The organism is Streptomyces sp. NPDC013187 (genome assembly GCF_042899705.1).
In the GTDB taxonomy this organism is placed as follows: Bacteria; Actinomycetota; Actinomycetes; order Streptomycetales; family Streptomycetaceae; genus Streptomyces; species Streptomyces hawaiiensis_A.
This window is the reverse complement of the sequence record NZ_JBIBAF010000011.1, coordinates 201,335-227,645: the sequence shown is the minus strand read 5'-3', so window position 1 is coordinate 227,645 and position 26,311 is coordinate 201,335. Positions and strand designations below refer to the sequence as shown.

Genomic DNA, 26,311 nt, shown 5'->3' with positions numbered 1-26,311 from the left:
GGGCTCCATCCCGGGCTCCGGCCCGTGCTCCGGGTCGCTGCGCCGGCACCCTTCGACGGCCGCCGGAGGACCCACCCTCTAGCGTGACCCCATGAACCTCACCGGGAACGGCACGAGCGGCGGAGCGGCCGCGTGACGCCGTGGGAGATGGCCGCCGTGCTCGCCGCCGGCACGGGCGCCGGAGCGGTCAACGCCGTCGTCGGCTCAGGAACGCTGATCACCTTCCCGGTCCTGCTGGCCGCCGGACTTCCCCCGGTCACCGCCACGGTGTCCAACGGGCTGGGCCTGGTCCCCGGTTCCGTCGCCGCGGTCTTCGGCTACCGCGAGGAACTGCACGGCCAGGGCAGGCGTGTCCTGCTGCTCGGCGCCGGTGCCGTGCTGGGCGGTCTCACGGGTGCCGTGCTGCTGCTGACCCTGCCCGCGTCGGCGTTCGAACGGATCGTGCCGGCTCTGGTGGGCCTCGCCCTGATCCTGGTGGCGTGCCAGCCCTGGATCGCGAAGAGGGTGCGCCACCGTCGCGAGGCAGGACGGGGCCCCGAGCGCCGTGACGGCGGTCCCCTGCTGTTCGCCGGGCTGACGCTGGCCAGCGTCTACGGCGGCTACTTCTCCGCCGCGCAGGGCATCATCTACGTCTCTCTGATGGGCATCCTGCTCGACGAGACGCTCCAGCGGCTCAACGCCGTGAAGAACGTGCTGGCCGCCGTCGTCAACACCGTCGCCGCCGTTCTGTTCGTGTTCTTCGCCGACTTCGACTGGACGGCCGTCCTGCTCATCGCCGCCGGATCAGCGCTCGGCGGCCTCATCGGAGCCAGAACGGGACGCCGCTTCAGCCCCGCCGTCCTGCGGACCCTGATCGTGTCGGTCGGCACCGTCGCCCTCGTCCATCTCGTGCTCCACTGACCCCGGCCGCCCCTCGTCGAAGCAGGGCCGGCCCGGCCCTGCGCGTACGCCGGACGCCCGGGGAGGGAGGCTCTCGGCCCTCCCGCCCCGGGCGCCCGGTGGAGATCAGTGGCGGCGCCGCTGGTCCCCGTGCTCGTCGGTCCCCTCGGTCTCGATACGTTCCTTGCGGACCTCGCCGGTGACCGTCTCCTCCTCCGTGACTTCCTCGGTGGTCAGGCGGACCCGCTCCTTCGGCACGGCCCTGGTCTCCACCACCGGCTGCTCTTCGTACAGCGTGACGTCGTGTTCCGCCTCGGTGATGTCCGGGCCGGTCATCGCGCTGTCCCGGTTGGTGTCGGTGATCGGCTCCCGCTCGACGCGGACCTCTTCATGGCGTACGGGGACGGTGTACTGCTGCTCTTCGGTGACGACGTACTTGCGCAGCCGCGCCCGGCCGGCCTCACGGCGTTCGACACCGACGTGCATTTCCTCCTCGGACCGCGTCATCGCGTCGTCGGCGGCGCCGACGGTGCCGGCCGTGCCGACGGTGCCCTGCGCCTGGCGGGTACCGGACGGGTCCTGCCAGGAGGCGTCCCAGTCGATCCCGTAGTACTGGTACAGGCGCTGCTCCTCCTGTTCGGACAGGTGACCGCCGGCGTCTATGTCGACGTTGGGCGCGTCCTTGACCTGGTCCTTGGCGTACGGCACTTCGAGGTGGTCCTCGACGAGGGCCGCATCGTGGATGGGTACGAAGGACTCGTTGGTGCCGAACAGGCCCGTCCGTACGCTGACCCACTCTGGCTCGCCGGTCATGTCGTCGAAGAAGACGTGCCTGGCATCGCCGATCTTGTCGCCCCTGGCGTCATGGACGGGGTGGTCCAGCACGGTGGCGATCTGCTCTCGGGTGATCATTCCAATATCTCCTGCATTCTTCATATGGACGGTCCGGCCGACGGGCTCGAGCTGTGGTCGTGTCCGAGTGCGGCCGGTCGTGCGGCGCGGTGCCTACGGTCCGGGGCTGCCGCTCTGCCCGCGTGCCTCCTCGGCCGCGATCTGGGCGGAGCGGCGGGCCTGGTCGGTGACGTGCCCGGCTTGTTCTCCGGCCTGTTCCTTGGTGGCGCGGGCGGCTTCGGAGGCGGTCTCCTTGACCTCCTGGGCGGCCTCGCGGCCGGCCTGGGTGGCGTCTTCCTTCAGTTGTTGCGCGGACTCCAACGCGGCCTGCTTCACCGGCTCGACGGCCTCTCCGGCCCGCTCTGCCGCCTGCTCCTCGGCCTGCGAGGTGGGCAGGAGTGAGGCGGTCAACAGTCCCGCGCCGAAGGCGATCAGGCCGGCCGCGAGCGGGTTGCCCTGCGTCTGCCGCATCGCTTGCTCAGGGGCCTGCCGTGCCGCCTCGCCGGCCTGCCCGGCGGCCTCCCGCGCGGTGCCGACGACCTTTCCGGCGGCCTGGCGCGTGGTGTCGGCGGCCTGACCGGTGGATTCCTGCACCGACCGGGCGGCCTGCTGGGTCCGGCCGGCGGTCTGCCCGGTGATCTCCGAGGCGCTGCCCATCACGCGCTCCCTGACCCCGTGCAGAGCGCCGCGGGCGCGCCGGGTGCGCCGCCGGACCATCCGGCGGGGGCGGGCGCGGTCGGCCAGCCGGGAGACGTCCTCGGACAGTCTCTCCCGCGTGCTTTCGATGTCGGCCCTTATCTGGTCGGGTGCCGTGCCCATCGCATGTCCTCCTTCAGCGTCTGCATGGTCTGCTCCGGCTTCGGCGATACGGTGCGCATCTGCGCGCGGCCCCGTCGGTAGAGGATCAGACCGATCACCGCCCACACGCCGGTGACGATCAGCGCGGCCCATCCCGGGTCCATGACGTTGGCCAGGGCGAACGTCGCCGCCAGGCTCAGGAAGACGGCCACCATGTAGCCGGCGAACCCGGCTCCGCCGAACATCCCGGCCGCCTTGCCCGCCTTCGTGGCCTCTTCCCGGATCTCGGCCTTGGCCAGTTCCGCCTCCTGGTGCAGCAGCTGCTGCACGTCCGACGTCACCGTCGAGAGCAGCTCCCCCACCGAGCTGTCCTCCTGGCCGCGGTGTTTCGGAGCGTGTCGGTACGGGGCGTGGGGCGTGAGCGACGACATCTCATGCCTCCCCGTGACCCGGCAGCTCCGGCGGCGCCGCGTCCTCAGGCAGGGTTCGGGTACCGGCGGTGCTCGGCTGCGCCGACCGGCCCGATCCGGAACCGTTGGCCTTGCTGCCGGCCTTGGCGAGCCGTCCCACGGCGAACCCGGCCACGACCGCTCCGCCGAGGAAGGCGCCGGGCCGCCGGCGGGCGAAGTCCTGCAGGTCGTCGACCACTCCGCCCACGCCCCGCGCGTCCAGGTAGTCGGCGGCCCGGTGACCGCGGTCGGCCGCCTGCGTCACGAGGCTCCTGGCGGGCGAGTCCGCGTCGGCGCTGTCCGCGAGACCGGACAGATCGTCCGCCCACCGCCGCATGGCCTGCGCTCCCCGCCGCGTCTGGCTCTCGGCCTCCTCGGTGACCCGCGTCCGCAGGTCACCGGCCATCGCACCGGCCTGGGCCCTGGCCTCATCGGTGACGGCTCTGACCTGGTCGGCGGCCGTGCCCACGACCTGGCCGGCCCCTTGTCTGGCCTGACCGGCCGTGGCCGACGCCTCCTGTTTCGCCGTTTGCCCGGCCTGCTGAGCACGACCGGTGCTCTCTTTCGCCATCTCGCTCATGGGTCTTCTCCCTCAGGCACCGCCCGTGGATTCGTTCTCGCCTGATCCGGAGCGCCCGCGGCGACGGCATACGCTGCCCACCACCGCGCGTCGACGCGCCCGGCCGGGTGCGGGGGCTCGCGGCCGGCTCTTCTTGCTCCGGCTGCCGTCCCGCACGCACCCTCCTCGATTAACCACACCGACTAGCCCAAAACAGTAAAAACGGATTTTTCGGGCCGAGGAATTCGGGACGCGGAGTGAAGCCGCAGCAAGCCGCCGCTGACATACGCGAGTTGGCGCAGCGGTGAGAGTGGCGTTTCAGTGAGACGCCGAACGCGCCTCGTTCCGTGCCCCCTCGGCATCGATGTGCGGCACCACCCGGTCCAGCCACCGCGGCATCCACCAGGCGTGCCGCCCGAGCAGCGTCATCACGGCCGGCACCATGAGCAGGCGTACGACGGTCGCGTCGATGAGTACGCTGACGGCCAGCCCCAGCCCGAGCATCTTGACCACGATGTTGTCGCTGACGATGAACGCCGCGAACACGCTCACCATGATCAGCGCGGCACAGGTGATCACCCGGGCAGTGATCTCCAGGGCGTGCGCGACCGACCCCTCGGCGTCCTTGGTGCGGAGCCAGGCCTCGTGGACGCGCGACAGCAGGAAGATCTCGTAGTCCATGCTGAGGCCGAAGACGATGGCGAACATCATCATCGGCACGTAGCTCTCGATGGGCACCTTGCCGTGGACGCCGAGACCGGGACCGCCCCAGCCCCATTGGAAGACCGCGACGACCACCCCGTACGACGCGGCGATCGACAGCACGTTCAGGACGGCCGCCTTGACGGCGACGAGCAGCCCCCGGAACACGGCCAGGATGATCAGGAACGCCAGACCCACCACGACGGCGATGATCACCGGCAGCTGGGAGGCGACGATGTCACGGAAGTCGACCTGGGTCGCCGTCGTACCGGTGACGTACCCCTTGGCGTCCGTGCCCTGGACGGCGTCCGGCAGCGTGTCGTCGACGAGACGGTTCGTCAGGTCCGTGGTCGCGGCGTTCTGCGGGGACTTGGCCGAGTAGACCGTGCCCAGCAAGATGTCGCCGTCCTGCGTGGGCGTCAGGGGAGTGACGACGGCGGCGCCTTGGACCTCGTCGAGTGACTGCTGGGCCTTCGAGGCCAGGGCGGAGCGTTGCGACTGAGGCACGTTCGTCTGGTCGATGACGACCGTGAGCGGACCGTTCGAACCGGGCCCGAAGGCGTCGGCCATCAGGTCGTACGCCCGTCGGTCGGTGAAGGAGGTCGGGTCGGCGCCGTCACCGATGTGCCCGAGCTGGATGGAGAACAACGGGATCGCGAGGACCACGACCACGGCGACACCCGCCGACAGGAACGACAGCGGCCTGCGCTCCACCCGCTGCGCGTACCGGTGCCAGGTGCCCTGCGGCGTGTCACCCGCCCCGGCTTCCGTCTCGGCGATGGGAGGACGCACGTGGAAGCGGTCGATGTGCCGGCCGATGAAGCCGAGCAGGGCCGGCACCAGGGTGAGCGCGCCGACGACGGCCGAGACGACGGTGACGGCCGCGGCGACACCGAGCAGGGAGATGAAGGAGACCCCGGACGCGGACAGGCCCGCCAGCGCGATGATCACCGTGCAGCCCGAGACGAGAACGGCATGGCCGCTGGTGCTCGCGGCCTGACCCGCCGCCCGCACCGGGTCCACGCCGTCGATGAGGTTCTGCCGGTGCCGGGTGAGCATGAACAGCGCGTAGTCGATGCCGACACCCAGGCCGATCATGGTCGCCAGGGTCGGTGAGACCGTCGCGAAGGTGAAGGCCGCCGCCAGCAGCCCGAGGATGGCGAGACCGCCGACGACACTGATCAGCGCGCTCACCAGCGGCACGACAGCGGCGATCACGCTGCCGAACCCGACCAGCAGCACGATGACCGCCACGCCGAAACCGATCAGCTCGCTCACCCGGTCGTCGGCGGACGGCCGGGCGAGCTCGCCGAGCGGTCCGCCGTACTCGACCTCCGCCCCGGCCGACCGCAACGGCTGCACGGCGGTGTCGACGCCGTCGAGGTAGTCGTCGCCGAGCGTCGAGGGCTGCACGTCGAACCGGACGGTGATGTAAGCCGTCTTCTTGTCGTCCGACAGCGGCCCCACGTTCTGCTGGCCGCTCGGCGTGCCCGGGGCGGACAGCGGGTTCTGGGCGGACAGCACGTGCGGGAGCTTCTCCAGATCGGCGACCGTGGTCGACATCTGGGAGCTCAGCGCGGTCAGGGGCTGCTGGTCGTCGTGCATCACGATCTGGCTGCTGTAGCCGCCGGCCTGGGGATCGTGCGCCTTCAGCACGTCCAGGCCCTTCTGGGCCTGCGCCTGGGGCAGGCTGAAGTTGTCGGAGTACGACCCCCCGAATTCACGGCTGACGACCTGCAGCGCCACCAGAGCCACCAGCCAGGCGATGATGACGACGACGAAGTGGCGTGCGCACCACTCGCCCAGCCGCCGCAGTACACCCCCGCGCGTGGCCTTCTGGACCCCTTCTCCGGTGCGGCTGTGCGGCATGGACGTGGTCTCCTGTGTAGGCCGGGAGGTCGATGCCGTCCATTAGATGCGCGCGGGATCACTCCGGCGTTTCAGGCACGCGGACGCCGCGGGACTCCGGGCGCCCGTTCCCCCGAAAGGCCCGCTCCCCTGAACGGCGCTCGCCTCCCGCGCGCCCCAGCACCCCCGACCCGAGCGCCACCCCGAGCCCTACCAGTGCGCTGCCCGCCGCCTGCGGGAGTCCGTAGGAGCCCGTGCCGACGAGCGGTGCGGTGCAGGCCGCCGCGACCGGGATGAGGCCGGAGAACAGAGTGGCGCGTTCCGCGCCGATCCGCTGCATGCCCATGTACCAGCACACGAAGCCGACCACGGTGACCACCACCGCCTGCCACAGCAGCGCGGCCGTCTCGACGTCGTCCGGACGCCGCAACCACTCGGCGCCGTCGGCCAGGAGCCCGATTGCCGCCGACTCCACGGCGGCGACCGCGCACACCGTGGCGGACAGCAACCGGGGCCCGAGCGGCCGCAGTACGGGAACGGCGAGTACGGCGAACCCGACCTCCCCGGCCAGGGCGCACACGGAGAAGGCGATGCCCACGCCGTCCGTGCGCCCCCAGCCCTGGACGGTGAAGGCACCGACGGCCACGAGCAACGCCCCGTACAACACGGCCCGTTGCGGCCCGCGCCCGTCCAGGAGGGGCACGAGCACGGCCACGGCCACCGGGGCACAGCCGACGAACACGCCGGGCACCGCCGGTTCCGCCGTGCGCTCGGCGGCGATGACGGCCAGGTTGAAACCGACCATGCCGACCGCCGCGAGCAGGGCGAGACGGCCCCACTGGCGGCGTGTCAGGGTTCGAAGCCGGTCGGCGGCGCCCTTCCCGGCCACCGGGAGCAGTAACAGACAGGCCAGTCCGTAGCGCAGGAACTGGCCGCCGGCGTACGGATAGTCGCCCAGCACGCTGTTGGCCGTGAAGGACCCTCCGACGAGGACACAGGCGAGCGCGGCGAGCAGGGCTCCGCGCGTGGTGGTGGCGTTCATGCGGGTGACGCTAGGCAGCCGGGCGGCCCGGGAAGGAGTCCACTTCCATGCCTGCTTGATGGACCACTTCCCGAGCCGCTGCGTCAGCCGATGTGGTAGCTGTCGCCGTAGACCTTCCAGTCCAGCGGCGGGTCGAGATCGAGGTTGCGCCGGTTCAGGAAGACACGCTGCGCCGTGTCGACCCGGCTCGTGTCGCTGTGCGCCTCCTCCTGCTTCATGGCCCACACCCGCGCGTCCAGGAAGGCGTGGAGGTACGTCACCTCGTCACCGCCCTGCGCCGGCGGCCTGGCCGTCCGCAGGGCCCGCCTGCGGATGTTGCGGAAACTCGTGGGGTCGCCGCCGTCGCCGTGCATGACGATGGCGTCGTAGTAGGCGAACTGGCCAAGCACCCGCAGCCCGTCGGCCTTCCCCTGCCGGACCGCCGGGTCGAAGTACACCCGGTCTCGCTCGTCGTCCTGGGCGCGCCGGAACCCGGCGTCCCGCGCAGCCCGGCGCCAGTCGCCGGGGAAGCCGGGGTCGAGTCCGTCGTGCGAGTCGGAGCCGTCGACCTCGCGCAGGGCCGGCAGGTACCTCGCGAGGACGTTGCCGGGCTTGCGGGCGGTGTAGAGCTCGACGAGGTCCAGCATGTCACCGGTGCCGGAACAGAACCCGACGATGCCGGCGGTGTACCCGCGGCCGTCGCCGATGTCCTCGATGTACTGGTACTGGGCCTTCCAGTCGAGCGAGGAGTTCTCCGCGCTCGACACGAGCTGCATGGCGATCTCCTTCTTCGCCGGGTCGTCCAGCCCGATCGCGGCCGCGGAGGCCCTGGCGCGCGACGGCTTCAGGAACGGGGTGGTCGCGAGGGCCGCGCCGAACAGCGCCAGGACGGTACGGCGGCCGGCCGGGGCAGAGGGATGTCTCACGGTGCCTCCAAGCAGAGTGGGGGTTGGAAGAGCGGGCCGTGCAGAACTGATAGGAAGGTTTCCTATCACTATGAAGGCGCAAGTGAAACAAGCGGGTTGGAGGTTCGTAGGGTCGAACAAGCCGGTTCCCGCGTCGCGGCTACGCGTGACACGGCGCTGAGGGACGGCCACCCGCTCGCGGACGAACAGCCGGCGGCCCTCGCCGGGCGCCGGTGGCAGCGCGACTTCTCCCGCTGAGCTGCGCCACGGGAACCAACAGCCCCTCTCGCACGTCAACTCAGTGCCCGCCTAGGGCCGAACGGTCGGACCGACCAGCCGGAGAGGGGAATCGCCGTGGACGAGGCGACGTCGCAGCAGGGGAGCGAGGCGGAGAGCGCCGCCCGCCGGGCACGCTTCGGGGCACTGCCGGAGCCGGTGCGCGTGGAGGACATGGTCGAGGAGCGGGCAGCCAGTGTGCCCGACCCGGCGCGCACCGCGTACAACCAGGACGAATGGCTCGTGCGCTACTGCCTGTGAGGCGTCCCGCCTGGGCGGGTCGTCAGGAGGTGCTCCTCGCGCCCAGGTCGCACAGCCACCGCACGACGTCGTCGGCGTCCTGGGCGCGGGCGATGTGGAGCGGGGTCAGGCCGTCGTAGCCGCACCAGCCGGCGGGCCGCGCGCCACTGGCCGAATCCACGGGCGAGCGGGGTGCCGCCGCCGGTCACCGCACCGGGCGCTTCGATGTCGGCCGCCGCCGCGATGAGCGCGTCCGGCACGGGCACGTCGTTGCTGCCGGCCGCCCGGTGCAGCGGCGTCTCCTCGTGCGCCCCGACGAAACGGGCGCGCCGGGATGCTCGGCGAGCAGGTGCCGGAGCCCGGGCAGATCTCCGGCCCGGATCGCCTCCGTGACGGCGACGGCCGGCGGGTCCCGCGATGTCGGCGTCTGCGAGCCGGCCTCCCCATGCCGTCCAGGGCTCCCGATTCTGCCGGCAGACGTCCGTCGCGCGGCCACCGGTGCGAAACGGCGGGTACGCAGTCGCCGACCGGTCGCACGGCCATGCCCCGGGAGTGCACATTCATCCGCAAAAAGGGCACCCGTCCGGACGACATGCCCGGACGCTCCGCCAGGCGTAGCGTCCGGGGTAGGAGCGGGAGGACACATGCCCGGGAGCAAGGAGCACCCCGGCGGCTCCGGTTCGCCGGACGATGCCCTGGGGATCGCGCTGGCCGACACCGTGCGCGGTACCGGCGCCTCGATCGGCGGCCTCTACCTGATCGAGGATGCGGAGCCGGTACTGCGCCTTGTTGCCCTGTGCGGTCTTCCGGTGGCCTTCAGCGCCCCCTGGCAGCGGCTGCCCCTGACCGCACCGGTCCCGGTCACCGACGCGATCCACGACGACGCACTGGTCAGCATCGCCGACCAGGACGAGATGGCCCGCCGGTACCCCCGCGCCGCCGCCGTCCTGCCCTACCCGTTCGCTCTGGTCGCCGCCCCGCTGACCGGCGTACGGCGCCCCTGGGGCGGTCTCGTGCTGATGTGGCCCGCCGGCCGGCCGCGCCGGGTCACACCGCGCGAACGCGGTCACATCACCTCCAGCGCCCGCCGCATGGCCCGCCTCCTGGACGACGCCGCCAGGCCCCCGTCCCTGCCCGAGCTGCCGCGCGTCGTCCCCGTCGACGCCACCCGCCACCCCGCGCAGACCGGTCTGGCCGCCGCCGACTACCTCGAACGCCTCCCCGAGGGCGCCCTGGCCCTCGACCTGGAGGGCCGCATCACCTTCGCGACCGCTGGCGCGGCACGTCTGCTCGGTCGCGGCGCCGACCGTCTCCTCGGCACCCGTCCCTGGCATTCCCTGCCCTGGCTCGACGACCCCGTCTTCGAGGACCACTACCGGACGGCGATCATCAGCCGCGCGCCGGTCTCCTTCACCGCGCTTCGCCCGCCGGACCAGCCGCTGACCTTCCAGCTCTACCCCGACAGCAGCGGCATCAGCATCCGCGTCCTGCCGAACGCGGAGCAGGCCGCGCACGCGCCGCCCACCGGTGCGCGGCCGTCCGCCGGGGCACCGACGGGACGCCTCTACCAGCTCGTGCACCTGGCCGCCGCGCTCACCGAGTCGGTGACCGTGCGCGACCTCGTCGCGCTCCTCGCCCACCAGATCCTGCCCGCCTTCGGCGCCCAGGGCCTGGTGCTGTCCAGCGTCGACGCGGGCCGGCTGAAGATCACCGGCCACCACGGCTATCCGGCCGACGTCATGGAGCGGCTCGACGCCCTGTCCCTGGACACCGACCTCACCCCCGCCGGCCAGGTCCTCGCCAGCGGCACCCCCGCCTTCTTCGCCGACCCCGGCGAGCTCGCCGCCGGCTACCCCAGCGCACCGCAGATCAGCGGCAAGCAGGCCTGGGCGTTCCTGCCCCTGATCATCTCCGGCCGGCCGGTCGGCTGCTGCATCCTGTCCTACAACCGGCCGCACCCCTTCTCCGCCGACGAACGCGCCGTCCTCACCTCGCTGTCCGGCCTGATCGCCCAGGCCCTCGACCGCGCCCTGCTCTACGACACCAAACACCGGCTCGTGCACGAACTGCAGCGCGCCCTGCTGCCCCGAGCCCTGCCGCGCCTGCCCGGTCTCGACGTCGCGGCCCGCTACCTGCCCGCCGGGCACGGCACCGAGGTCGGCGGGGACTTCTTCGACGTGCTGCGCCTGAACGACACGACCGCGGCCGCCGTGATCGGCGACGTCGAGGGCCACAGCGTCGCCGCCGCCGCCCTCATGGGCCAGGTCCGCACCGCCATCCACGCCCACGCCACCGCCGGCGCGGCACCCGGCCAGGTCCTCGCCCGCACCAACCGGCTCCTCGCCGACCTCGACTCCGAACTCCTCGTCTCCTGCCTCTTCGTCCACCTCGACCTGGGTGACCACCAGGCGTCCCTCGCCAGCGCGGGACACGTGCCGCCGCTGCTGCGCCACGCCCGGCACCCCGCGGTCGTCCTCGACATCGAGCCCGGCCCGTTGCTGGGCATCGACACCGGCACCGACTACCCGGTCACCACCGTGCCCCTGCTCCCCGGCACGACCCTCGCCCTCTACACCGACGGTCTGGTCGAACTCCCCGGCACCGACGTCACCCGCACCACGTCCGACCTCGCCGCGCACCTGGACACCGCCGACGGCCACGACCTGGAACGGCTCATCGACCGGCTCGTCCGCCACACCACCCCCACCGGACAGCACGCCGACGACATCGCGGTGCTCCTCCTGCGCGCCTCCCGGCTGGGCGACGGTCGGGCGTGAGACGTCAACCCCGGTCCGGGGAAGCGGCCGTGACCCGCCGGGCCACGTCGCGCAACTTGAGGTTGTGGTTCTGGGAGATGCGCCGCAGCACACCGAAGGCCTCGTCCTCGCTCAGCCGGTGGCGTTCCATCAGGATCCCCATGGCCTCACCGATGGCATGCCGGGTCTCCAGCGCGTGCTCCAGCTGGTCGACGGTACGGGCCGTGGCCAGCGCCACCGCGGCATGGGAGGCGAGCAGCCAGCCCGCGGCCTCGATGTCCTCGCCGAAGGCCCCGGGACGGCGCGAGTAGAGGTTCAGCGCCCCGAAGTCCTCTTCGTGCGTGTAGAGCAGGACACCGGTCATGCTGCCGATCCCGAGGTCGCGGGCCGCCCGGCTGTACCGCGGCCAGGACGGCTGCGGCCGGGTCATGTCGGCGATCCGGAACAGCCGCTCCCCGTCCACGCGACGCGCGGCGTCGAAGCACGGCCCCTCACCGAACTCGCCCTGCAACCGGTCCGACTCCGCGACCATGTCACCGCACACGGAGAGGGTCACGGCCCGGCCCTTCGAGACCGCCAGGATCCCGGCGGCGTCACAGCCGTCGATCACCTTCACCGCCGACGACGAGATCGCGTCCAGCGTCGCCTGGACCGAATCCTGCGCGCCCAGTTCCCGGGCGAGCCGCGCCATCTGCTCGGCGTACCGCTGCCACTCCACCGCAACCACCGTCCTGCTCGCCGGTCCCGACCACCGTACTCCGTGCCGCTTCGTTCGCCCGTTCGTCCCTTCGGCCGGGTGCCGGGGAGGCCTGCCTGGGGGTAGGAGGAACCGTGGTCACCGGTACGCCGTGAGCAGCAGAGCCACGTCGTCCGGCCGCTCCCGGGCCTGCCGGGCCGTGCCCACCAGCCGGTCGGCGAGGTGCTCCACCGAGTCCGCCGGGGTCTCGGACAGACGGCGGCGGACCGCCTCGATGCCCGACTCGATGTCGCTGCCGGGCCGCTCGACCAACCCGTCGGTGTACAGGGCGAGCACGCTGCCGGGGGCCAGGGTGAGCGCGGTGACGGGGTACACCGAGTCGGGCTGCACCCCCAGCATGACGCCGCCCGCGAGATCCAGTGATTCGGCCCGCCCGTCGGGGTGGCGCAGCAGCGGCGGGGGATGGCCGGCCCGCACGGCGAGGGCTCGTCCGGTGGCCGGGTCGAGTTCGATGTAGCAGCAGGTGGCGAAGACGTCCGACTCCAGCTCGCTCAGCAACCGGTTGGTGTGCGTGATGACCACCTGCGGCGGGCGCTCGCTCGCCGCGAAGGCGTGCACCGCGCTGCGCAACTGCCCCATCACCGCTGCGGCGCCGACACTGTGACCTTCGACGTCCCCGATGACCAGGGCCACGCCACGCCCGGTGGTGATCACGTCGTACCAGTCCCCGCCGATCGCCATGCCCTGCGTGCCGGGCAGATAGCGGCCGGTGGTGCGCAGGCCCTCGACGGCGGGCAGCCGGTGCGGCAGGAGTCCCTCCTGGAGGCCACGGGCGACGGCGGACTCCGAGTCGTACAGCCGCGCTCGTTCCATCGCCTGGGCGGCCAGGCCGCTCAGCGCGGTGAGGGCGGACCGCTCGTCCGGGGTGAACCGGTGCGGGGCGTCCCAGCCGAGGATGCAGGACCCTACGGAGCGACCGGAGGCGATCAGCGGCAGGAACGACCAGGCCTGCATGCGGTCCAGGGTGATGCCCGGGTAGGCGAGGGAGAGTTCCTCGGGCGACTCGAAGAACAGGGGGAGCCGCGTGGTCAGCGCGTGGACTCCGGGCAGCTGTGTGTCGAGGGTGACGCCCTCGAACGGGGTGAGGAAGCCCTCCGGGTACCCCGACTCCCACAGCAGGTACATCCGGCCGTCGCGGACGGTGTAAAGGGCCAGTTCCCGGGCGCCGAAGGCGGGCAGCAACTGCTCCGACACGGCCCGGCAGACGTCCTGCACGGTGACCGCCTCGGTGAGCACGCTCGCCATCTGCACCACGTGGTAGAGCGCTCCGGCCCGCGCGGCCGCCACCGGTGCGGGCGGCGGCGCGACGGCGTCGAGACCCTCGGCGGCGCCGGAACCGGCTTCCGGCCCCTGCTCGGCCCCCGTGGGCGGCCCGGTCGGGAAGACCCGGCCGGTCAGCCCGTGCACGTCCGGGTACAGCACGAAACTCAGCCAGTTCCCGTCGGGCCGCCGGACCAGGAAGGAGACCTGCTCCTGCGACAGCATCGCCGCCCGGTAGCGGTCCTCGTACGCGGGATCCCGGAGCCAGGTGACCACCTCCCACGGGTAGCGGCCGAAGAGGTCCTCCCGGCCGGAGCCGAGCAGTTCCTCGCAGCGACGGTTGGCATACGTCAGGCGGCCGTCCTGGTCGAGGGAGAAGAGCCCGTCGGGCAGCCGCTCGGCCGCTGCGGCGGCGGTGAGTCCGCCGCCCGCGTCGACGAGGGCGCCCACGAGGATCCGCGCGGATCCGGTGCCGCCCTGCACGAGATGGCCCCACAGTTCGACGGGCCGGTAGCCGGTCTTCTCCTCGCCCCGGGACTCGTCGCGGACCCGGAAGTGCCGGGACCTGACCCGGCCGTCGGCCAGCGCGTCGTGCCGGCTCTCGCGCAGTTCGTGCAGGTCGTCGGGGCTGACACGGGCCTCGACGTCCGCGATGGTGCCGCCGTAGTCAGACCGGTCCAGGCCGAGGAGCGCGAGGGCGTCGTCGTCCGCCGTGCAGCGGTCGCTGTCCAGGTCCCAGTCGATGAGCCCGACCCGGACCGGGTGGGCGGCCGAGGTGGGCAGCCGCACGCTGATCGGCTCGTCGTCGTACTCGACGTGGTGTGCGGCGGAGTTCGCGCCCGGCCGGCTCGCGACGAGGCGGTCGAGGCGCTCCTCCATGGCCCGCTCGGCGGGGCGCAGCGCGAGGCCGACCGCTTCCCCGTCCATCGGGGCCCGGGCCGCCGAGCGCAGCACGACCAGCACGCCGACCGCCTCGCCGCCGGTCCGGACGGGCTGGTAGGCGGAGCCGAAAGGGTAGGGGAGCCCGGCCGTGAAATGCGGGAAGCGGACCATGGTGGCGTGCTCGTCCGGCAGCCACAGCGTCTCGTCGCGCCGGTAGGCCTCCGCCATGGGCAGGGCACCGCCCACGGGCACCCGCCACCAGCTCTTGAGCAGCGAACGGGGCACCCCGGTGATCATCGCCAGCACCAGCGAGCGCCGGTCGCGGGAGCGCAGGTAGACCAGCCCGCCGTAGCCGTCGAGGTCCCGCACGGCCGCCACCAGCGGGGCCGTCAGGGCATCCTCGATCCGGCCCGTGTCCTCGTCCGGGACCCGGCCCTCAGCCCCGTTCCGGCCGGCGGCTGACCTCGGCCTGTCCGGTACGGCGGCTGCCTCATCCATGTCGCGTCCTCCCGGTACGGACGCACCGGACACCAATCGCTTCCCACCAGGATGTGCCATGGTCGGCGCTCCGGCGCGGCAAGTGCAACCTTTCGGCCGCCCCGGCCGTCTCCTCCTGCATCAACCACATGCAAGCCTCGGGGGCGGCAATGGTACGAATCAGAAGAGCATGCGCGACTCTCGCACTCGTCGGCGCCACGGTGGGTGTGGCGGCTGTCCCGGCCGGCGCGGCACCGGTGGCAGGCCCGCAGTCCACCACCCGGGCCACGGCGTGTCCGACCGGCTGGGGCAGCCTCGCCAAGACCGACGCCGGCGTCGGCGTCGCACCGATGACCGACGTCAGGACCGGTCGCCACACCTGCTACGACCGGATGGTCATCGACGTGCCCGGCGCGGGCAGCGGCGTCGGCTACACCGTCCAGTACGTCGACAAGCTCTACCAGGACGGCTCGGGCCGCTACATCGCCGTGGCCGGCGGCGCCGTGCTCGAGGTGCGGGTGACCGCGCCCGCGTACGACCCGGAGACCGGCGCGGCCACGTATCCCGGCCGGGTGGCGCGCCCCCTGCCGGGCGTGGACCTCACCGGCTACCGCACCTTCCGGGACACCCGGTTCGCCGGCAGCTTCGAGGGGCAGACCCAGATCGGTCTCGGCGTCCGCGCGCGGCTGCCCTTCCGGGTGCAGCAGCTGGACGACCGTGTCGTCGTGGACGTCGCCCACAGCTGGACCGCCACGGGCTGACGGCCCACGGGCCGACGCCCACGGGCTGACGGCCCACGGGCTGACGGCCCACGGGCTGACGGCCCACGGGCCGACGCCCATGGGCTGACGGCCACGGGCCGACCGCACGGCGCCCGGCTCTCAGGGGCCGGGCGCCCAGGTCCGGGCCGGGGCGGCCTCAGCTGCCGCGCAACCGGCCCAGTTCCTCGAGTGTCCGGGCCGCCGCACCGGCCAGCCGGGGCCGGCCGCGTACGAAGCGACGGGCGGCCCGGGCGGGCTCGCGGCCCAGCCAGTGGACGGCTCCGCCCGGCACCGGCCGCACCACCGCCCCTTCGTACACCCGCAGGTCACGGGTCTTGAGCGACTCCTTGTAGCGAGCCGGGCCGCTGCCCAGGTCGACGGTCTCGATGCCGTCGGCCGCGGCGGCCTCCAGCATCCGCAACTGCAGGAGGAGGCCGGGGGAGTACTTGGCGTACGCGCGGTCGTACGCCGGGAACCACCAGGACAGCACCGTGCGCGAGCGCAGCCCCAGGTGCGCGGCGACGGGCCGTCCGGCGGCGTACAGGACGGACAGCACGCCGCGGCACTCCGGCTCCTCGCTCTCCCCGAGCAGCGCCACCAGCCGGGTGATCCACTCCTGCGCGAACCGGTCCCGCCGGCCGGTCCGCCGGTACTGCGCCGACTTCCACTCCATCAGCGCCCGCAGCGCCGCCGGGTCCCGGGCGTCGTACACGAACCGTACCTCGCCGACCTGCCGGGCCAGCCTGCGCTCCTTGGCCCGGGTCTGTCTGAGGAAACCCGGCGACTGCGCCCGCAGATGTTCCGTGTACGCCGCGAAGCCCGCACCGATGTCGACGACCGGGGAGGCGAGTTCCTCGACCGCGTGCGGCACGAACACCCCCTGACCGGCTTCGAGGTTGTCGAACTCGAAGGACGACAGCCCGCAGACCCGCAGCAACCGCCGGGCGTCCAGCGTGATCCCGGGGCGTAACACGGCCCCCTGACTGTCGGACACCCCCAGCCCGATGGCCCGCCCCCGCCCCAGCACCCCCGTCTCGTACGGGAAGAACCCCACCGGGGACCCGTCGTCCAGCAGCACCGCCACTCTGGCCCCCGGCCTGACCCGCCCCACCGCCACGGTGAACGCCGGGTCGAGAAAGGGATTCGCCGGTGCGCCGCACTCCGTCCGTATCTCCCGCCACATCTTCTGGTCGTTCGGGCCGAGTTCGTCCGGCCTCAGAACGAGAACGCGCTTTCCAGGCAACTCTGCCTCCTGTGTCATCGGCATGGGGACACACGAAGGCCTGCACATCACCGCGCTTCGGCACCAGGGCAGTACTCAGGCCGCACGGCGCAGGCCGTTGTCGGTACTGCCGTCGCTCAGCAGCGGAACGTCTGCAACCGTTCGGCGCTCGGGACGGATCCGACCGCCCCCGGACACGGGCTCATTGCCGCCGCACGCACATCCGTACCGCCTCGGCCCGCCACGGCCACGCCGGTCACCACCGGGTCCACCCCTGCCGCCCCCGCGGCCCGCGGCGTGCGCGCCGCGAGCTGCCGAACCGACGGCTCGTCCTCACACGGACACGACTCTCCGGCCTCTTCGGTCGCGGCGCTCGAAGCGGCGCCCGCAGCCGTCGCGTCCACCGCCGCCGCGACCGTCACGGCCGGACGCCCGTCGCCCGCGAGCCCCGGAGCGACGAGTTGCAGCAACAGCAGGCAGGCCATCAGGCCCACCACCGCTGCCCAACGTCGCCGCACCATCAGACCCCTGACCTGCGTTCCGGCGGGGGAGAACGGAGTGGACTCGGCCCCAGGGGCCGCACCGGACCAGACCCCCGACACGGCCGGCTGCGCTTCCAGTAGGCCGAGCCCTGCTCCGCCCCGTCAAGCCCTGGTGTGACGATTCGTCCCTCCCGGCCGGTTGCCGCCGGAAATCCAACGGAAAGCGCTGCCTCCTGACGGGGGCTCAGCCGCCGACGCCCAGCACCTCACCGGGCTTCGGCGCCCGCAGGTCCAGAGGCTCGTCGAAGCCGCTGAACGACGTGGTGGTGTGCTGCGCGGCGCTCTTGTACACCGTCTTCAGCAGATACGGTTCGCCTTCGTCGGCCACGTAGAACGTGTACGTCCCTTTCTTGTCCGCCTTGTCGGTGACGATCAGTTCGATGGCCTTCGTGTCCCCGACGCGCGCGGATCCGCCCTTCTTCGCCGTGCCGAACGAGTCGAAGGGCCGGGTGCAGGAGGTGAGACCGTCGCCGCCCCTGGAGGCCGGGTCGACCGGTGTCCTCACCCACAGCTTCTGCTCACCGGTGACGCCGGGCTCGTTCTTCCACTTCTGCAGATAGGCCCGGTTCGGGCGGACGTAGTCGGTCTTGCCCAGACGGATCTGCTCCAGGGCGCCACCCCCGGACCAGGTGGTCTTGGACCTGCACCGGCCGTCCAGGTCGGTCACCAGGTGGCTGGTGACCGTGTCGCCGCTCGTGGTGCGGTTGGTGATGTCCACGGTGACGGTGTCCAGCTTCCGCATCCTCGCGTTGGCCTCGTCGAGGATCTCGCCCGCGGATCTGTCCTCGCCGGAGCCGCCGGCTCCGCACCCGGCCAGGGCCGCCCCCGCCAGCAGCCAGAGCGTGGACGTCGTCAACGTAGCCATGGCCCGCACGGAGCCCCCCTGTCGGTCGTGTCGGCCGGTGATCAGCCAGGGGAGCCTACCCGCCCGCCCCGGTGGCCTCCGCCCCGGTGGCCTCGGTCTCGTGGACCAGCTCGATCGCCCTGCCGAGCGTGTCGAGCCGGTCGTCGAGGGTTTCTCCGGCCGGGTAGAGACGGACCGTGTCCACACCGGCGTCGCACCACACGCGCAGGCGCCGCCGCACCATCTCCTCCGTGCCGATGAGCGTGGTGGCCAGCACCATCTCGTCGGTGACGAGGCCGGCCGCACCGTCCCGGTCGCCCGCCTGCCAGCGCCGCCGGACCTCGGCCGCGACCTCGGCCCAGCCCTGGCGGCTGTAGGCCCGGTTGTAGAAGTTGGTCGAGGCGGAACCCATACCGCCCAGGCTGAAGGCGAGTTCCTTCTTCCGGCCCGCGACCATGGCGGCCAGCGCCTCCTCGTCCCGGGCGAACGCGACCTCGGCGCCCTGGCAGACGTCGAAGTCGGCGCGCTCACGGCCGGCGGCGGCCAGACCCTCGTCCAGGGGAGCGAAATAGGCCTTAGCGGCCCCCTCGGGGACGAAGCTGGTACCGAGCCAGCCGTCCGCGACCCGGCCGGTCAGCCGCAGCATGGCGGGCGACAGAGCCGCCAGGTAGACGGGAACGGGGTGCTCGGCGCGCATGGACAGACGCATCGGCACCGCCTCCCCGCCGGGCAGCGGGATACCGAACTCGGAGCCCGAGTAGGCGATCTTGTCCCCGGCGACCACCTGCCGCAGGATCTCCACCGTCTCGCGCACCCGCGCCAGGGGACGGACGAACGGCACCCCGTGCAAGCCCTCCATCACCTGCGGACCGGACGGGCCGAGCCCCAGCAGGAACCGCCCTCCGGACAGGTTCGACAGGGTGATCGCCGTCTGTGCGAGGGCGACCGGCGTGCGGGTGCCGACCTGCATGACCCCGGAACCGAGCAGCATCCGCTCCGTGCGGGCCGCGTAGAAGCCCAGGGCGGACGGGGCGTCCGAGCCCCAGGCCTCGGCCACCCAGCAGACGTCGAGCCCCAGTTTCTCCGCCTCCACGACGAAATCGGCCTGCCGGGACCAAGAGCCCAGAGCCGCCGCCTCGACGGTCGTCGCCGCGCGCATCACGCCTCCAGCCGGTGCTTGATGTGCTCCAGCGTGGCGGTCATGCCCCGCTCGAACTCCCGCAGCCGTACGAACACGATCTTCTGCTCCTTCTCCGGCATGGCGTCGATCGCGAACGACAGCCCCGAGCGCCCCGGCCCCATCCGCATCCACTGCGACAGCTCGGTCCCGCCGTTCCTCGGCTCCAGTGCGAACCGCCACATCGCGCTCGGCTCCGCCGGATCCCCGACCGCCCAGGCGAACACCCGCTCCGGATCGCACGTGACCACCGTCGAGGTCGTCTCCCACTCGCCGAACTGCTCGTGCCGGCTCCGGCCGACGAATCGGGCCCCTACGACCGGCCCGGCCGCATCCCCGGCCCACCGCACGGACTGCAGTTCGTCGCTCATCTCGGGCATCCGCGTCACATCCGACACCAGCGCCCACACCCTCCCCGGCGGGGCCGCGACCCAAGTCGTCGCCTCGACCGTCGGTTGGTCCGCGTACCGTGCGCCCGTCCACTCCATCGCGTGTCGGCCTCCTCGTCGACAAGGACTGTCGCCAAAGAGTTGCGTAATGAGACTCACCAGGTCAAGCGGTGGGAGGCCGAAGGAAGGTGGGTGAAGCTGCCGATGTGGCCCGGTGCGCGGAACCGCGCCCGAAGGGCCGCGTACGCTACCGGTGGCTCCGCCCCCGGGATCTTCACGTCCGACGTGACCGGCGGTGGGGGAGCCGTCCAGGAAGACGGTGGTGGTGCCGACGCGTCGGCGGGCACCATGGTCACGGCGGGGAGCGGTCTTCAGGGCCCGCCCGCGCCGGCCTTCGAGCGGAGGGACGACATGGGATCGGCGATGGACGAGCGGTTTCACCGCCGGCAGAGATGGGCCGCCCGGGGCGCCCTGGCCGCGGCCGCGCTGGCGGCCTTGCTGCCGCTCGTCTCCGGAGGCCTGCGAGGGCTGCTGCTGCTCGTGGCGGGCCTCGCGGGACTGGCCGTGACCGCGGCCGCGCTCTGGTGGGTCCTGTCCCGGCGGGGAGTGGTCCGAATCGCGTCGGCCGCGCTGGCCGTCGCCGCGCCCATAAGCCTCATCACCCTCTTCGCCGCAGCGAATCTGCTCTGGGTGGTCTTCCTGTCCCTGCTCCTGTGGTGCGGGGCGGTCTGGAGCGGCCGCTACGCCCTGCGCAGCACGGGCCTGCGGGCCGTACGGGTCAAGGAGTACCGCACACCGCCGCCACTGCGCCCCTTCCTGCTGCTCAACCCGCGCTCGGGCGGCGGCAAGGTCGAGAGGTTCAACCTGCAGGAGAAGGCCGAGGCGTTGGGCGCCCAGGTCGTGCTGCTCGACCCGGACCAGCACCAGGACGTCACGGCCCTGGCCAAAGCCGCCGTTGCCGACGGTGCCGACCTCCTGGGCGTGGCGGGCGGCGACGGCACCCAGGCCCTGGTCGCCGCCGTCGCCGCGGAACACGGACTGCCGTTCCTCGTCATCGCCGCCGGTACGCGCAACCACTTCGCCATGGACCTGGGTCTGGACCGGGACGACCCCGCCACCTGCCTCGACGCCCTCACCGACGGTGTCGAACTCCGCGTCGACCTCGGGTTCGCCGACGACCGCCCGTTCGTCAACAACGCCTCCTTCGGCGTGTACGGGGCCGTCGTGCAGAGCCCCGGCTACCGTGAGGGCAAGGTGGGCGCCGCCCTGGAGCGCCTTCCCGACCTGCTCAGCCGGCAGAGCGGTCCGCGTCTGACGGCCACCGCCGACGGCATCACCGTCGCCGACCCGCAGGCGGTCCTGGTCAGCAACAACGCCTACCGCATGGACGACCCCTTCGGCTTCGGCCGGCGCGAGCGGCTCAACTCCGGGCGGCTGGGCGTGCTCGCCGTCCGGGTGGACAGCGCCGTGGAAGCGGCCGAGCTGCTGCTGTCGCCGCGCCCGGAGGGGCTCACGGTGCTCACCGCCCAGCGCGTCGTCGTCGACGCCGACCAGGCGGAGCTGGAGGTCGGCCTCGACGGTGAGGCGCTCACCATGCCCGCCCCCGTCCACTGCCGCATCGCACGCCGCGCCCTGCGCGTCCGCGTGCCCCGCGATCGTCCGGGGGTGCCGGAGGCGCCCCCGCGCCTCGACTGGCGCCGGCTGCGGAAGCTGGCGGCCGCGGTCGGCCGCACCGCCGTCCCCACGCGTTCCCGGCACACCTGAGCGCCCACACGGCGCTCACGCAGGAGGTCCCCCGTGCCACGCGGCATGGGGGACCTCCTGCGTCACGCCGTCGGTCACGCCCCCTTCGGCCCGGCCTGCTGCACCACCTCGAAGGACCACAGCGTCGAGCCGCTCGCCGCGGGCTTCGGGCGTTCGCCGCCCTCACCGCCGCCCTGGTGCGCGCTCTTCATCGGCCCCTCCATCCAGGCCTGGAACGACGCCTCGTCACGCCAACGGGTGTAGACGAGGTAGGTGTCGGTGCCCTCCACCGGGCGGAGCAGCTCGAACCACTCGAACCCGTCGGAGTTCTCCACTGCGTGCGCCCGGGACGCGAACCGCTTCTCCAGTGTCTCCCGCTGCTCGGCGGGCACGGTCAGCACGTTGATCTTGACTACGCTCATGGGTCCCATCTTGCCCGATGGCGGATCTGCCCAGGTTAAGGCCTGCCTCCCTTTGAACGCGTTCCAATGTGAGCTGGGGTCGCTCTCACCCATCGAGGGGGAGACCTTCATGAAGTTCGTGATGCCCGGTGGCAGTGGGACGGCGCGACCCAGGGACCCTGGGCGGCCGAGATCGACGGCTGTGATGTCGTGGTCAACCTGGCCGGCCGGAGCGTGAACTGCCGCTACACGCCCGCCGACCTCCGGCAGTTGATGGACTCGCGGGTCCACTCCGCCCGGGTCGTGGGCGAGGCGATCGCCGCGGCGGGTGAACCGCCCCGGCTCTGGCTGCAGATGAGCGCCGCGACCGTCTACGCGCACCGCTTCGACGCGGCCAACGACGAGGCCACCGGCGTGATCGGCGGCACCGAACCCGATGTCCCCGGCTGCTGGGGCTACAGCGTCGACATCGCCAAGTCCTGGGAGCGCGAGCTGGAGGCCGCGGACACCCGCACACCCGAAAGGGGGCCCTGCGCGCCGCCATGGTGATGAGCCCTCGTCGCCCGGGACGACATCGAGGGCCCGGTCAACCTCGCCGCCCCGGGCCCCGTGCCGCAGCGCGCCTTCATGCGCGCCCCTGCGGGCCGCGTCGGGCATCCCCGGGGGCCTGCCCGCGACCCGCTGGATGGCGGAGCTCGGCGTGTTCGTCCTGCGCTCGGACACCGAACTGCTGCTGAAGAGCCGCCGTGTCGTCCCCGGCCGCCTGCTCGAAGCGGGCTTCGCCTTCGAGCACCCCGAGTGGCCGCAGGCCGCGGACGACCTCGTACGACGTCTCCGCGGCCGTGCGGTGGGGTGACCGGTCAGCTCTGCCGCTTGCCCTGCTCGAGGGCCTTGCCGGTCATGTCGGTGACCTGTCCGGCCGGAGGCTCGTCCGCCTCCACCTCGGTACCGAAGTCGGTGAAGTCCATGACCGTGCGCACCGTGACCTTCTCGGGCGCGGACGAGGCTCCGGAGGACGACCGCTGCGTCGCCTCCGGGGTCTTGACGGTCATGTCGAGCTGCTGACGGCGCATCCGGCCCTCGTCGTCCAGCCAGACGTCCATCGGCAGGGTCGGACCGACCTGCTTGCGCAGGGTGTCGCCGTTGGGAAGATCGGCGACGTCGAGGGAGACGCGGTAGTGCGTGGTCTCCACGCCGTTGACCGTGGCCTTGCCCTTCTCGGTCACGTCCTTGTCGCTGATCGCCTTGGCGTACGCGGCGGACTGGGCCGGATCGCTCATGGACCCGTCACCGGCGCCCTGCTGCGCGATGACCTTCCCCAGGTCGATCTTGATCCAGGGCTTGCCTCCCGGCGCCTGCCCCTTGGGCAGCTTCTGGTACAGGACCTGGTCGATCACCCGTTGCTCGACCCGCTGCCCCTGGACCGTGAGCGTCATGACGCTGTCGCCGTCGTCCAGGTCCACGACGCCCTGCCCGTTCGCGGTCTGCGAGGCGCCCTGGGTCGAGGTCCGCACGCGCAGTTTGACCTTGGCGGTGTCCTCCTCGGCCGTCCTGTCGTAGGCCGAGCGCACCGCCTGCGTCCCCTGTGCCCGGGCGCCGCCGCCGGATTTCGCCGTGGTGTCCTGCGCACCGTCGCCCGGGTCGTCGTCGCCGCAGCCGACCAGCATCGTCCCGGCCAGGACTCCGGCGACGCCTAAGGCACAGACCCGCCTGCCGTTTCCCGCCCTGCTCATCGAACCAGCCCCTCTCAGGCATGTGTGGTGCGGCTCAAGTGCCCAAGCCGGACATGAACACACCTGTGGGTCCGAGGAGTTGGAGACGGGGACCCGTCAGTGGCGGCGGCCCTTGAGCCTGCCGAGCAGACGCTGGGCCTGGGCCCGCTTGCGGGGGTCGGCCGCGGCCCGGCGTGCCTGCTCCGCGGCCCGCCGTCCCTGCGGGCTCTTGGCGAACTCCTTGATGCGATTCAGCATTCCGGCCATGACGCACCTTCCTTCCTGTGGTGATGTCGCTTGCCTGTGTAGTGCGCCTACCCCTCCGGCGCGGTGCTCAGGCACACCTCCGCCCGGTCGGTGCGCGACCGAATGTGTTTGCCGCCGGAGTCAGAGGCAAGTCGGTGTCCATGACTGAAGAGAACAAGCGCGCGAATCACAAGGCGACCACCGTACGGACCGCCGAGTCCAAGGCCCGCGGCACGGCGGACAAGGCCACCGCGTCGGCGTCCCAGGCGGCGAAGGGCGCCGCGGGCAAGGCCAATGAGGCGGCGTCAGCCGCCAAGTCCGGAGCGGAGCGCTCCACCGAGACGGCGAAGGCGGCCGCACAGACCGCGGCCAAGGGCGTCGAGGCGGGCCGCCAGGCGGTCGTCACGGCCTCCGGGCACGTCGCCACCACGGCGAAGACGGCCTGGACGGTCATCGCCCACCGCAAGTTCGTGGCCGCGGGCGTCGGAGCGGGCCTGACCGCCCTGAGCGCGGCGTCCTACGCCGTCGGCCGCCGTGCCGAACGCGGCGCGCACGGCCCCCTCACCCGACTCACCGGCGGGCGGATCTGAGCAGGGCCGGCGCGATGGACGTGCCGGCACGGGGGGAGCAGGCGGCGCCACGGACCACCGGGTGGTCCGGTGGTCCGTGGCGCCGCCTTCCTCGTGATCCGAGCCGCCCCCACCCGCGTGGCCTGGCGCACATCCGACCCTCGCCGGGGCGCGCCCCTCGCGCGGCCCCGCCGTGACGAGAAAGGATGGGACCGCACACGAAGGATCAACCCATGCGGAGGAGCGGGCCCATGCAGCACGAGCGAGCGGGAAGTCCGGCCGGACCCGAGGATCTCGTCGACGTCGCTCGGCTGGTCACCGCGTACTACGCGCGCCGCCCCGACCTGGACGACCCGGGCCAGCGCGTCACGTTCGGGACCTCAGGACACCGCGGCTCGTCCCTGGCGAACGCGTTCAACGACGACCACATCGCCGCGACCAGCCAGGCCATCTGCGAGTACCGGGCCGGGCAGGGAATCGACGGCCCCCTCTTCCTGGGCGCCGACACCCACGCCCTGTCCGAGCCCGCGCGCGTCACCGCCCTGGAGGTGTTCGCCGCCAACGAGGTGACCGTGCTCATCGACGACGCGGACGGCTACACACCGACCCCGGCCGTCTCGCACGCCATTCTCACCCACAACCGCGGCCGCACCACCGGCCTCGCGGACGGCGTCGTCGTCACGCCCTCCCACAACCCGCCCGCCGACGGCGGGTTCAAGTACAACCCGCCCAGCGGGGGCCCCGCCGCCTCCGACGCGACCTCCTGGATCCAGGACCGGGCGAACGAGATCATCCGCGGCGGCCTGAAGGACGTACGGCGCGTCCCCTACGCCCGCGCCCTCGCCGCCTCCACCACCGGCCGCTACGACTTCCTCGGCACCTACGTCACCGACCTGCCCGGCGTGCTCGACCTGGACGCGATCCGTACGGCGGGCGTGCGCATCGGGGCCGACCCGCTCGGCGGGGCGTCGGTCGCGTACTGGGGCCGCATCGCCGAACAGCACGGCCTCGACCTGACCGTGGTCAACCCGCACACCGACCCCACCTGGCGGTTCATGACGCTGGACTGGGACGGGAAGATCCGCATGGACTGCTCGTCGCCGTACGCGATGGCCTCGCTCATCGAGCAGCGCGACCGCTTCCGGATCTCCACGGGCAACGACGCCGACGCCGACCGGCACGGCATCGTCACCCCGGACGCGGGCCTGATGAACCCCAACCACTACCTGGCCGTCGCCATCTCCTACCTCTACGCCCACCGCGACCGCTGGCCGGCCACCACGGGCATCGGCAAGACCCTGGTCTCCTCCGCCATGATCGACCGGGTCGCCGCCGACCTGGGGCGCGAGCTGGTCGAGGTGCCCGTCGGCTTCAAGTGGTTCGTGGACGGACTGGCGGGCGGGACCATCGGCTTCGGCGGGGAGGAGTCGGCCGGGGCGTCCTTCCTGCGCCGGGACGGCTCCGTGTGGACCACCGACAAGGACGGCATCCTGCTCGCCCTGCTCGCCTCCGAGATCACGGCGGTTACCGGGAAGACCCCCTCCGAGCACTACGCGGCCCTCACCGCCCGCTTCGGCGAACCGGCGTACGCGCGCATCGACGCCCCCGCGACCCGCGAGGAGAAGGCCCTGCTCGCCAAGCTCTCCCCGGCCCAGGTCACGGCCGACACCCTGGCCGGGGACGCGGTCACCGCGGTGCTCACCGAGGCTCCCGGGAACGGCGCGTCCATCGGCGGCATCAAGGTGACCACGGACAACGCCTGGTTCGCGGCCCGCCCCTCGGGCACCGAGGACGTCTACAAGATCTATGCCGAGTCGTTCCTCGGCCCGGACCACCTCGGCCGGGTCCAGGAGGAGGCCAAGTCCGTGGTGCTGACGGCCCTGTCCGGCTGACCCCGGACACAGCACGGCCCGGGCCACTCTCACACGGCCCCGGGCCGTGCACGCCGTCTTTCGCGCAGGTTGCGGGGCCCGGAGTCCGGAAGCAGCTGCTCGGCGGCCCTCGA

At 72.5% G+C, this 26,311-nt stretch carries 25 protein-coding genes and 1 pseudogene; 8 read left to right on the top strand and 18 right to left on the bottom strand.

Annotated elements, in window-relative coordinates:
* Window positions 1-132 precede the first annotated feature (132 nt).
* Entirely contained in the window at window positions 133-900 is a 768-nt protein-coding gene (locus ACFY5B_RS24730) for a sulfite exporter TauE/SafE family protein (protein WP_389972592.1), read from the top strand.
* Between the two features lie 105 nt (window positions 901-1,005).
* Here ACFY5B_RS24730 and ACFY5B_RS24725 read toward each other — a convergent pair whose 3' ends face one another.
* From ACFY5B_RS24725 to ACFY5B_RS24695, 7 genes are all read right to left on the bottom strand, one after another.
* Complete coding sequence (locus tag ACFY5B_RS24725) at window positions 1,006-1,791, bottom strand: DUF2382 domain-containing protein (RefSeq protein WP_389972590.1); 786 nt, start codon at window positions 1,789-1,791, stop codon at window positions 1,006-1,008.
* A 93-nt stretch (window positions 1,792-1,884) separates the two neighbouring features.
* Entirely contained in the window at window positions 1,885-2,589 is a 705-nt protein-coding gene (locus ACFY5B_RS24720) for a DUF3618 domain-containing protein (protein ID WP_389972588.1), read from the bottom strand.
* Window positions 2,565-2,930, bottom strand: coding sequence for a phage holin family protein (locus ACFY5B_RS24715; protein ID WP_389972586.1), 366 nt, complete (start codon window positions 2,928-2,930; stop codon window positions 2,565-2,567). Before ACFY5B_RS24715 ends, ACFY5B_RS24720 begins: the two co-directional genes overlap by 25 nt.
* A gap of 70 nt (window positions 2,931-3,000) precedes the next feature.
* Window positions 3,001-3,597: a hypothetical protein gene (locus ACFY5B_RS24710; RefSeq protein WP_389972584.1), complete on the bottom strand. Its 597-nt coding sequence runs from the start codon at window positions 3,595-3,597 to the stop codon at window positions 3,001-3,003.
* Between the two features lie 297 nt (window positions 3,598-3,894).
* The gene (locus ACFY5B_RS24705) at window positions 3,895-6,147 is read right to left on the bottom strand and encodes an MMPL family transporter (protein WP_389972582.1); all 2,253 of its coding nucleotides are present in this window, start codon (window positions 6,145-6,147) and stop codon (window positions 3,895-3,897) included.
* Window positions 6,148-6,205: 58 nt separating this feature from the next.
* On the bottom strand, window positions 6,206-7,168 hold the full coding sequence (locus tag ACFY5B_RS24700) for a DMT family transporter (protein ID WP_389972580.1): 963 nt from the start codon (window positions 7,166-7,168) through the stop codon (window positions 6,206-6,208).
* Between the two features lie 83 nt (window positions 7,169-7,251).
* Window positions 7,252-8,073 carry a chitosanase gene (locus tag ACFY5B_RS24695; RefSeq protein ID WP_389972578.1) on the bottom strand — a complete coding sequence of 274 codons (822 nt, stop codon included), beginning with the start codon at window positions 8,071-8,073 and terminating at the stop codon, window positions 7,252-7,254.
* 333 nt (window positions 8,074-8,406) lie between these two features.
* Here ACFY5B_RS24695 and ACFY5B_RS24690 point away from each other — a divergent pair, with 333 nt between their 5' ends.
* Window positions 8,407-8,589, top strand: a complete 183-nt coding sequence (locus tag ACFY5B_RS24690) for a hypothetical protein (protein ID WP_104781672.1) — start codon at window positions 8,407-8,409, stop codon at window positions 8,587-8,589.
* Between the two features lie 22 nt (window positions 8,590-8,611).
* On the opposite strand, the gene ACFY5B_RS24685 is transcribed toward ACFY5B_RS24690, so the two are convergent.
* The gene (locus ACFY5B_RS24685) at window positions 8,612-8,749 is read right to left on the bottom strand and encodes an ankyrin repeat domain-containing protein (protein WP_389972576.1); all 138 of its coding nucleotides are present in this window, start codon (window positions 8,747-8,749) and stop codon (window positions 8,612-8,614) included.
* 463 nt (window positions 8,750-9,212) lie between these two features.
* Here ACFY5B_RS24685 and ACFY5B_RS24680 point away from each other — a divergent pair, with 463 nt between their 5' ends.
* Entirely contained in the window at window positions 9,213-11,345 is a 2,133-nt protein-coding gene (locus ACFY5B_RS24680; protein ID WP_389972574.1) for a SpoIIE family protein phosphatase, read from the top strand.
* A 4-nt stretch (window positions 11,346-11,349) separates the two neighbouring features.
* Here ACFY5B_RS24680 and ACFY5B_RS24675 read toward each other — a convergent pair whose 3' ends face one another.
* Window positions 11,350-12,042, bottom strand: a complete 693-nt coding sequence (locus ACFY5B_RS24675; RefSeq protein ID WP_389972572.1) for a GAF and ANTAR domain-containing protein — start codon at window positions 12,040-12,042, stop codon at window positions 11,350-11,352.
* A 117-nt stretch (window positions 12,043-12,159) separates the two neighbouring features.
* Entirely contained in the window at window positions 12,160-14,721 is a 2,562-nt protein-coding gene (locus ACFY5B_RS24670; protein WP_389972570.1) for a SpoIIE family protein phosphatase, read from the bottom strand.
* Between the two features lie 149 nt (window positions 14,722-14,870).
* Here ACFY5B_RS24670 and ACFY5B_RS24665 point away from each other — a divergent pair, with 149 nt between their 5' ends.
* Window positions 14,871-15,461, top strand: coding sequence for a hypothetical protein (locus ACFY5B_RS24665; protein ID WP_389972568.1), 591 nt, complete (start codon window positions 14,871-14,873; stop codon window positions 15,459-15,461).
* A 157-nt stretch (window positions 15,462-15,618) separates the two neighbouring features.
* On the opposite strand, the gene ACFY5B_RS24660 is transcribed toward ACFY5B_RS24665, so the two are convergent.
* The 5 genes from ACFY5B_RS24660 to ACFY5B_RS24640 all read right to left on the bottom strand — a co-directional run bounded on the left by ACFY5B_RS24660 (window position 15,619) and on the right by ACFY5B_RS24640 (window position 19,734).
* Window positions 15,619-16,722 carry a GNAT family N-acetyltransferase gene (locus ACFY5B_RS24660; protein ID WP_389972767.1) on the bottom strand — a complete coding sequence of 368 codons (1,104 nt, stop codon included), beginning with the start codon at window positions 16,720-16,722 and terminating at the stop codon, window positions 15,619-15,621.
* A 98-nt stretch (window positions 16,723-16,820) separates the two neighbouring features.
* Entirely contained in the window at window positions 16,821-17,180 is a 360-nt protein-coding gene (locus ACFY5B_RS24655; protein WP_389972566.1) for a hypothetical protein, read from the bottom strand.
* A gap of 229 nt (window positions 17,181-17,409) precedes the next feature.
* The gene (locus ACFY5B_RS24650; protein ID WP_389972564.1) at window positions 17,410-18,090 is read right to left on the bottom strand and encodes a hypothetical protein; all 681 of its coding nucleotides are present in this window, start codon (window positions 18,088-18,090) and stop codon (window positions 17,410-17,412) included.
* Window positions 18,091-18,145: 55 nt separating this feature from the next.
* Complete coding sequence (locus ACFY5B_RS24645) at window positions 18,146-19,228, bottom strand: LLM class flavin-dependent oxidoreductase (protein WP_389972562.1); 1,083 nt, start codon at window positions 19,226-19,228, stop codon at window positions 18,146-18,148.
* Complete coding sequence (locus ACFY5B_RS24640; RefSeq protein ID WP_389972560.1) at window positions 19,228-19,734, bottom strand: SRPBCC family protein; 507 nt, start codon at window positions 19,732-19,734, stop codon at window positions 19,228-19,230. The genes ACFY5B_RS24645 and ACFY5B_RS24640 overlap by 1 nt, the downstream gene beginning before the upstream one ends.
* A 312-nt stretch (window positions 19,735-20,046) precedes the next feature.
* Between ACFY5B_RS24640 and ACFY5B_RS24635 the strand changes: the two genes are divergently transcribed.
* Window positions 20,047-21,399 carry a diacylglycerol/lipid kinase family protein gene (locus tag ACFY5B_RS24635; RefSeq protein WP_389972765.1) on the top strand — a complete coding sequence of 451 codons (1,353 nt, stop codon included), beginning with the start codon at window positions 20,047-20,049 and terminating at the stop codon, window positions 21,397-21,399.
* A 74-nt stretch (window positions 21,400-21,473) separates the two neighbouring features.
* On the opposite strand, the gene ACFY5B_RS24630 is transcribed toward ACFY5B_RS24635, so the two are convergent.
* Window positions 21,474-21,800 (bottom strand): antibiotic biosynthesis monooxygenase family protein, encoded by a 327-nt coding sequence (locus tag ACFY5B_RS24630; RefSeq protein ID WP_389972558.1) that lies wholly within the window; start codon window positions 21,798-21,800, stop codon window positions 21,474-21,476.
* 81 nt (window positions 21,801-21,881) lie between these two features.
* On the opposite strand from ACFY5B_RS24630, the pseudogene ACFY5B_RS24625 reads away from it, so the two are divergent.
* A pseudogene (locus ACFY5B_RS24625) lies at window positions 21,882-22,635 on the top strand (DUF1731 domain-containing protein); the annotation flags it as partial.
* Window positions 22,636-22,639: 4 nt separating this feature from the next.
* Here ACFY5B_RS24625 and ACFY5B_RS24620 read toward each other — a convergent pair.
* Together ACFY5B_RS24620 and ACFY5B_RS24615 are read right to left on the bottom strand one after the other, a co-directional pair.
* On the bottom strand, window positions 22,640-23,512 hold the full coding sequence (locus ACFY5B_RS24620) for a hypothetical protein (RefSeq protein WP_389972556.1): 873 nt from the start codon (window positions 23,510-23,512) through the stop codon (window positions 22,640-22,642).
* Window positions 23,513-23,608: 96 nt separating this feature from the next.
* Complete coding sequence (locus ACFY5B_RS24615) at window positions 23,609-23,758, bottom strand: hypothetical protein (protein ID WP_389972554.1); 150 nt, start codon at window positions 23,756-23,758, stop codon at window positions 23,609-23,611.
* A gap of 140 nt (window positions 23,759-23,898) precedes the next feature.
* Between ACFY5B_RS24615 and ACFY5B_RS24610 the strand changes: the two genes are divergently transcribed.
* Both ACFY5B_RS24610 and pgm read left to right on the top strand, forming a co-directional pair.
* Window positions 23,899-24,327 (top strand): hypothetical protein, encoded by a 429-nt coding sequence (locus ACFY5B_RS24610; RefSeq protein WP_389972552.1) that lies wholly within the window; start codon window positions 23,899-23,901, stop codon window positions 24,325-24,327.
* A gap of 230 nt (window positions 24,328-24,557) precedes the next feature.
* Window positions 24,558-26,198 (top strand): phosphoglucomutase (alpha-D-glucose-1,6-bisphosphate-dependent), encoded by a 1,641-nt coding sequence (pgm, locus tag ACFY5B_RS24605; protein ID WP_389972550.1) that lies wholly within the window; start codon window positions 24,558-24,560, stop codon window positions 26,196-26,198.
* The last annotated feature ends 113 nt before the right edge of the window (window positions 26,199-26,311 follow it).

Coding starts and splice junctions, on each gene's coding strand:
- ACFY5B_RS24725 (WP_389972590.1), bottom strand. CDS start 1,791: ATGATCACCCGAGAGCAGATCGCCACCGTGCTGGACCACCCCGTCCAT.
- ACFY5B_RS24720 (WP_389972588.1), bottom strand. CDS start 2,589: ATGGGCACGGCACCCGACCAGATAAGGGCCGACATCGAAAGCACGCGG.
- ACFY5B_RS24710 (WP_389972584.1), bottom strand. CDS start 3,597: ATGAGCGAGATGGCGAAAGAGAGCACCGGTCGTGCTCAGCAGGCCGGG.
- ACFY5B_RS24705 (WP_389972582.1), bottom strand. CDS start 6,147: ATGCCGCACAGCCGCACCGGAGAAGGGGTCCAGAAGGCCACGCGCGGG.
- ACFY5B_RS24700 (WP_389972580.1), bottom strand. CDS start 7,168: ATGAACGCCACCACCACGCGCGGAGCCCTGCTCGCCGCGCTCGCCTGT.
- ACFY5B_RS24680 (WP_389972574.1), top strand. CDS start 9,213: ATGCCCGGGAGCAAGGAGCACCCCGGCGGCTCCGGTTCGCCGGACGAT.
- ACFY5B_RS24670 (WP_389972570.1), bottom strand. CDS start 14,721: ATGGATGAGGCAGCCGCCGTACCGGACAGGCCGAGGTCAGCCGCCGGC.
- ACFY5B_RS24665 (WP_389972568.1), top strand. CDS start 14,871: ATGGTACGAATCAGAAGAGCATGCGCGACTCTCGCACTCGTCGGCGCC.
- ACFY5B_RS24660 (WP_389972767.1), bottom strand. CDS start 16,722: ATGACACAGGAGGCAGAGTTGCCTGGAAAGCGCGTTCTCGTTCTGAGG.
- ACFY5B_RS24650 (WP_389972564.1), bottom strand. CDS start 18,090: ATGGCTACGTTGACGACGTCCACGCTCTGGCTGCTGGCGGGGGCGGCC.
- ACFY5B_RS24645 (WP_389972562.1), bottom strand. CDS start 19,228: ATGCGCGCGGCGACGACCGTCGAGGCGGCGGCTCTGGGCTCTTGGTCC.
- ACFY5B_RS24640 (WP_389972560.1), bottom strand. CDS start 19,734: ATGGAGTGGACGGGCGCACGGTACGCGGACCAACCGACGGTCGAGGCG.
- ACFY5B_RS24635 (WP_389972765.1), top strand. CDS start 20,047: ATGGGATCGGCGATGGACGAGCGGTTTCACCGCCGGCAGAGATGGGCC.
- ACFY5B_RS24630 (WP_389972558.1), bottom strand. CDS start 21,800: ATGAGCGTAGTCAAGATCAACGTGCTGACCGTGCCCGCCGAGCAGCGG.
- ACFY5B_RS24620 (WP_389972556.1), bottom strand. CDS start 23,512: ATGAGCAGGGCGGGAAACGGCAGGCGGGTCTGTGCCTTAGGCGTCGCC.
- ACFY5B_RS24615 (WP_389972554.1), bottom strand. CDS start 23,758: ATGGCCGGAATGCTGAATCGCATCAAGGAGTTCGCCAAGAGCCCGCAG.
- ACFY5B_RS24610 (WP_389972552.1), top strand. CDS start 23,899: ATGACTGAAGAGAACAAGCGCGCGAATCACAAGGCGACCACCGTACGG.
- pgm (WP_389972550.1), top strand. CDS start 24,558: ATGCAGCACGAGCGAGCGGGAAGTCCGGCCGGACCCGAGGATCTCGTC.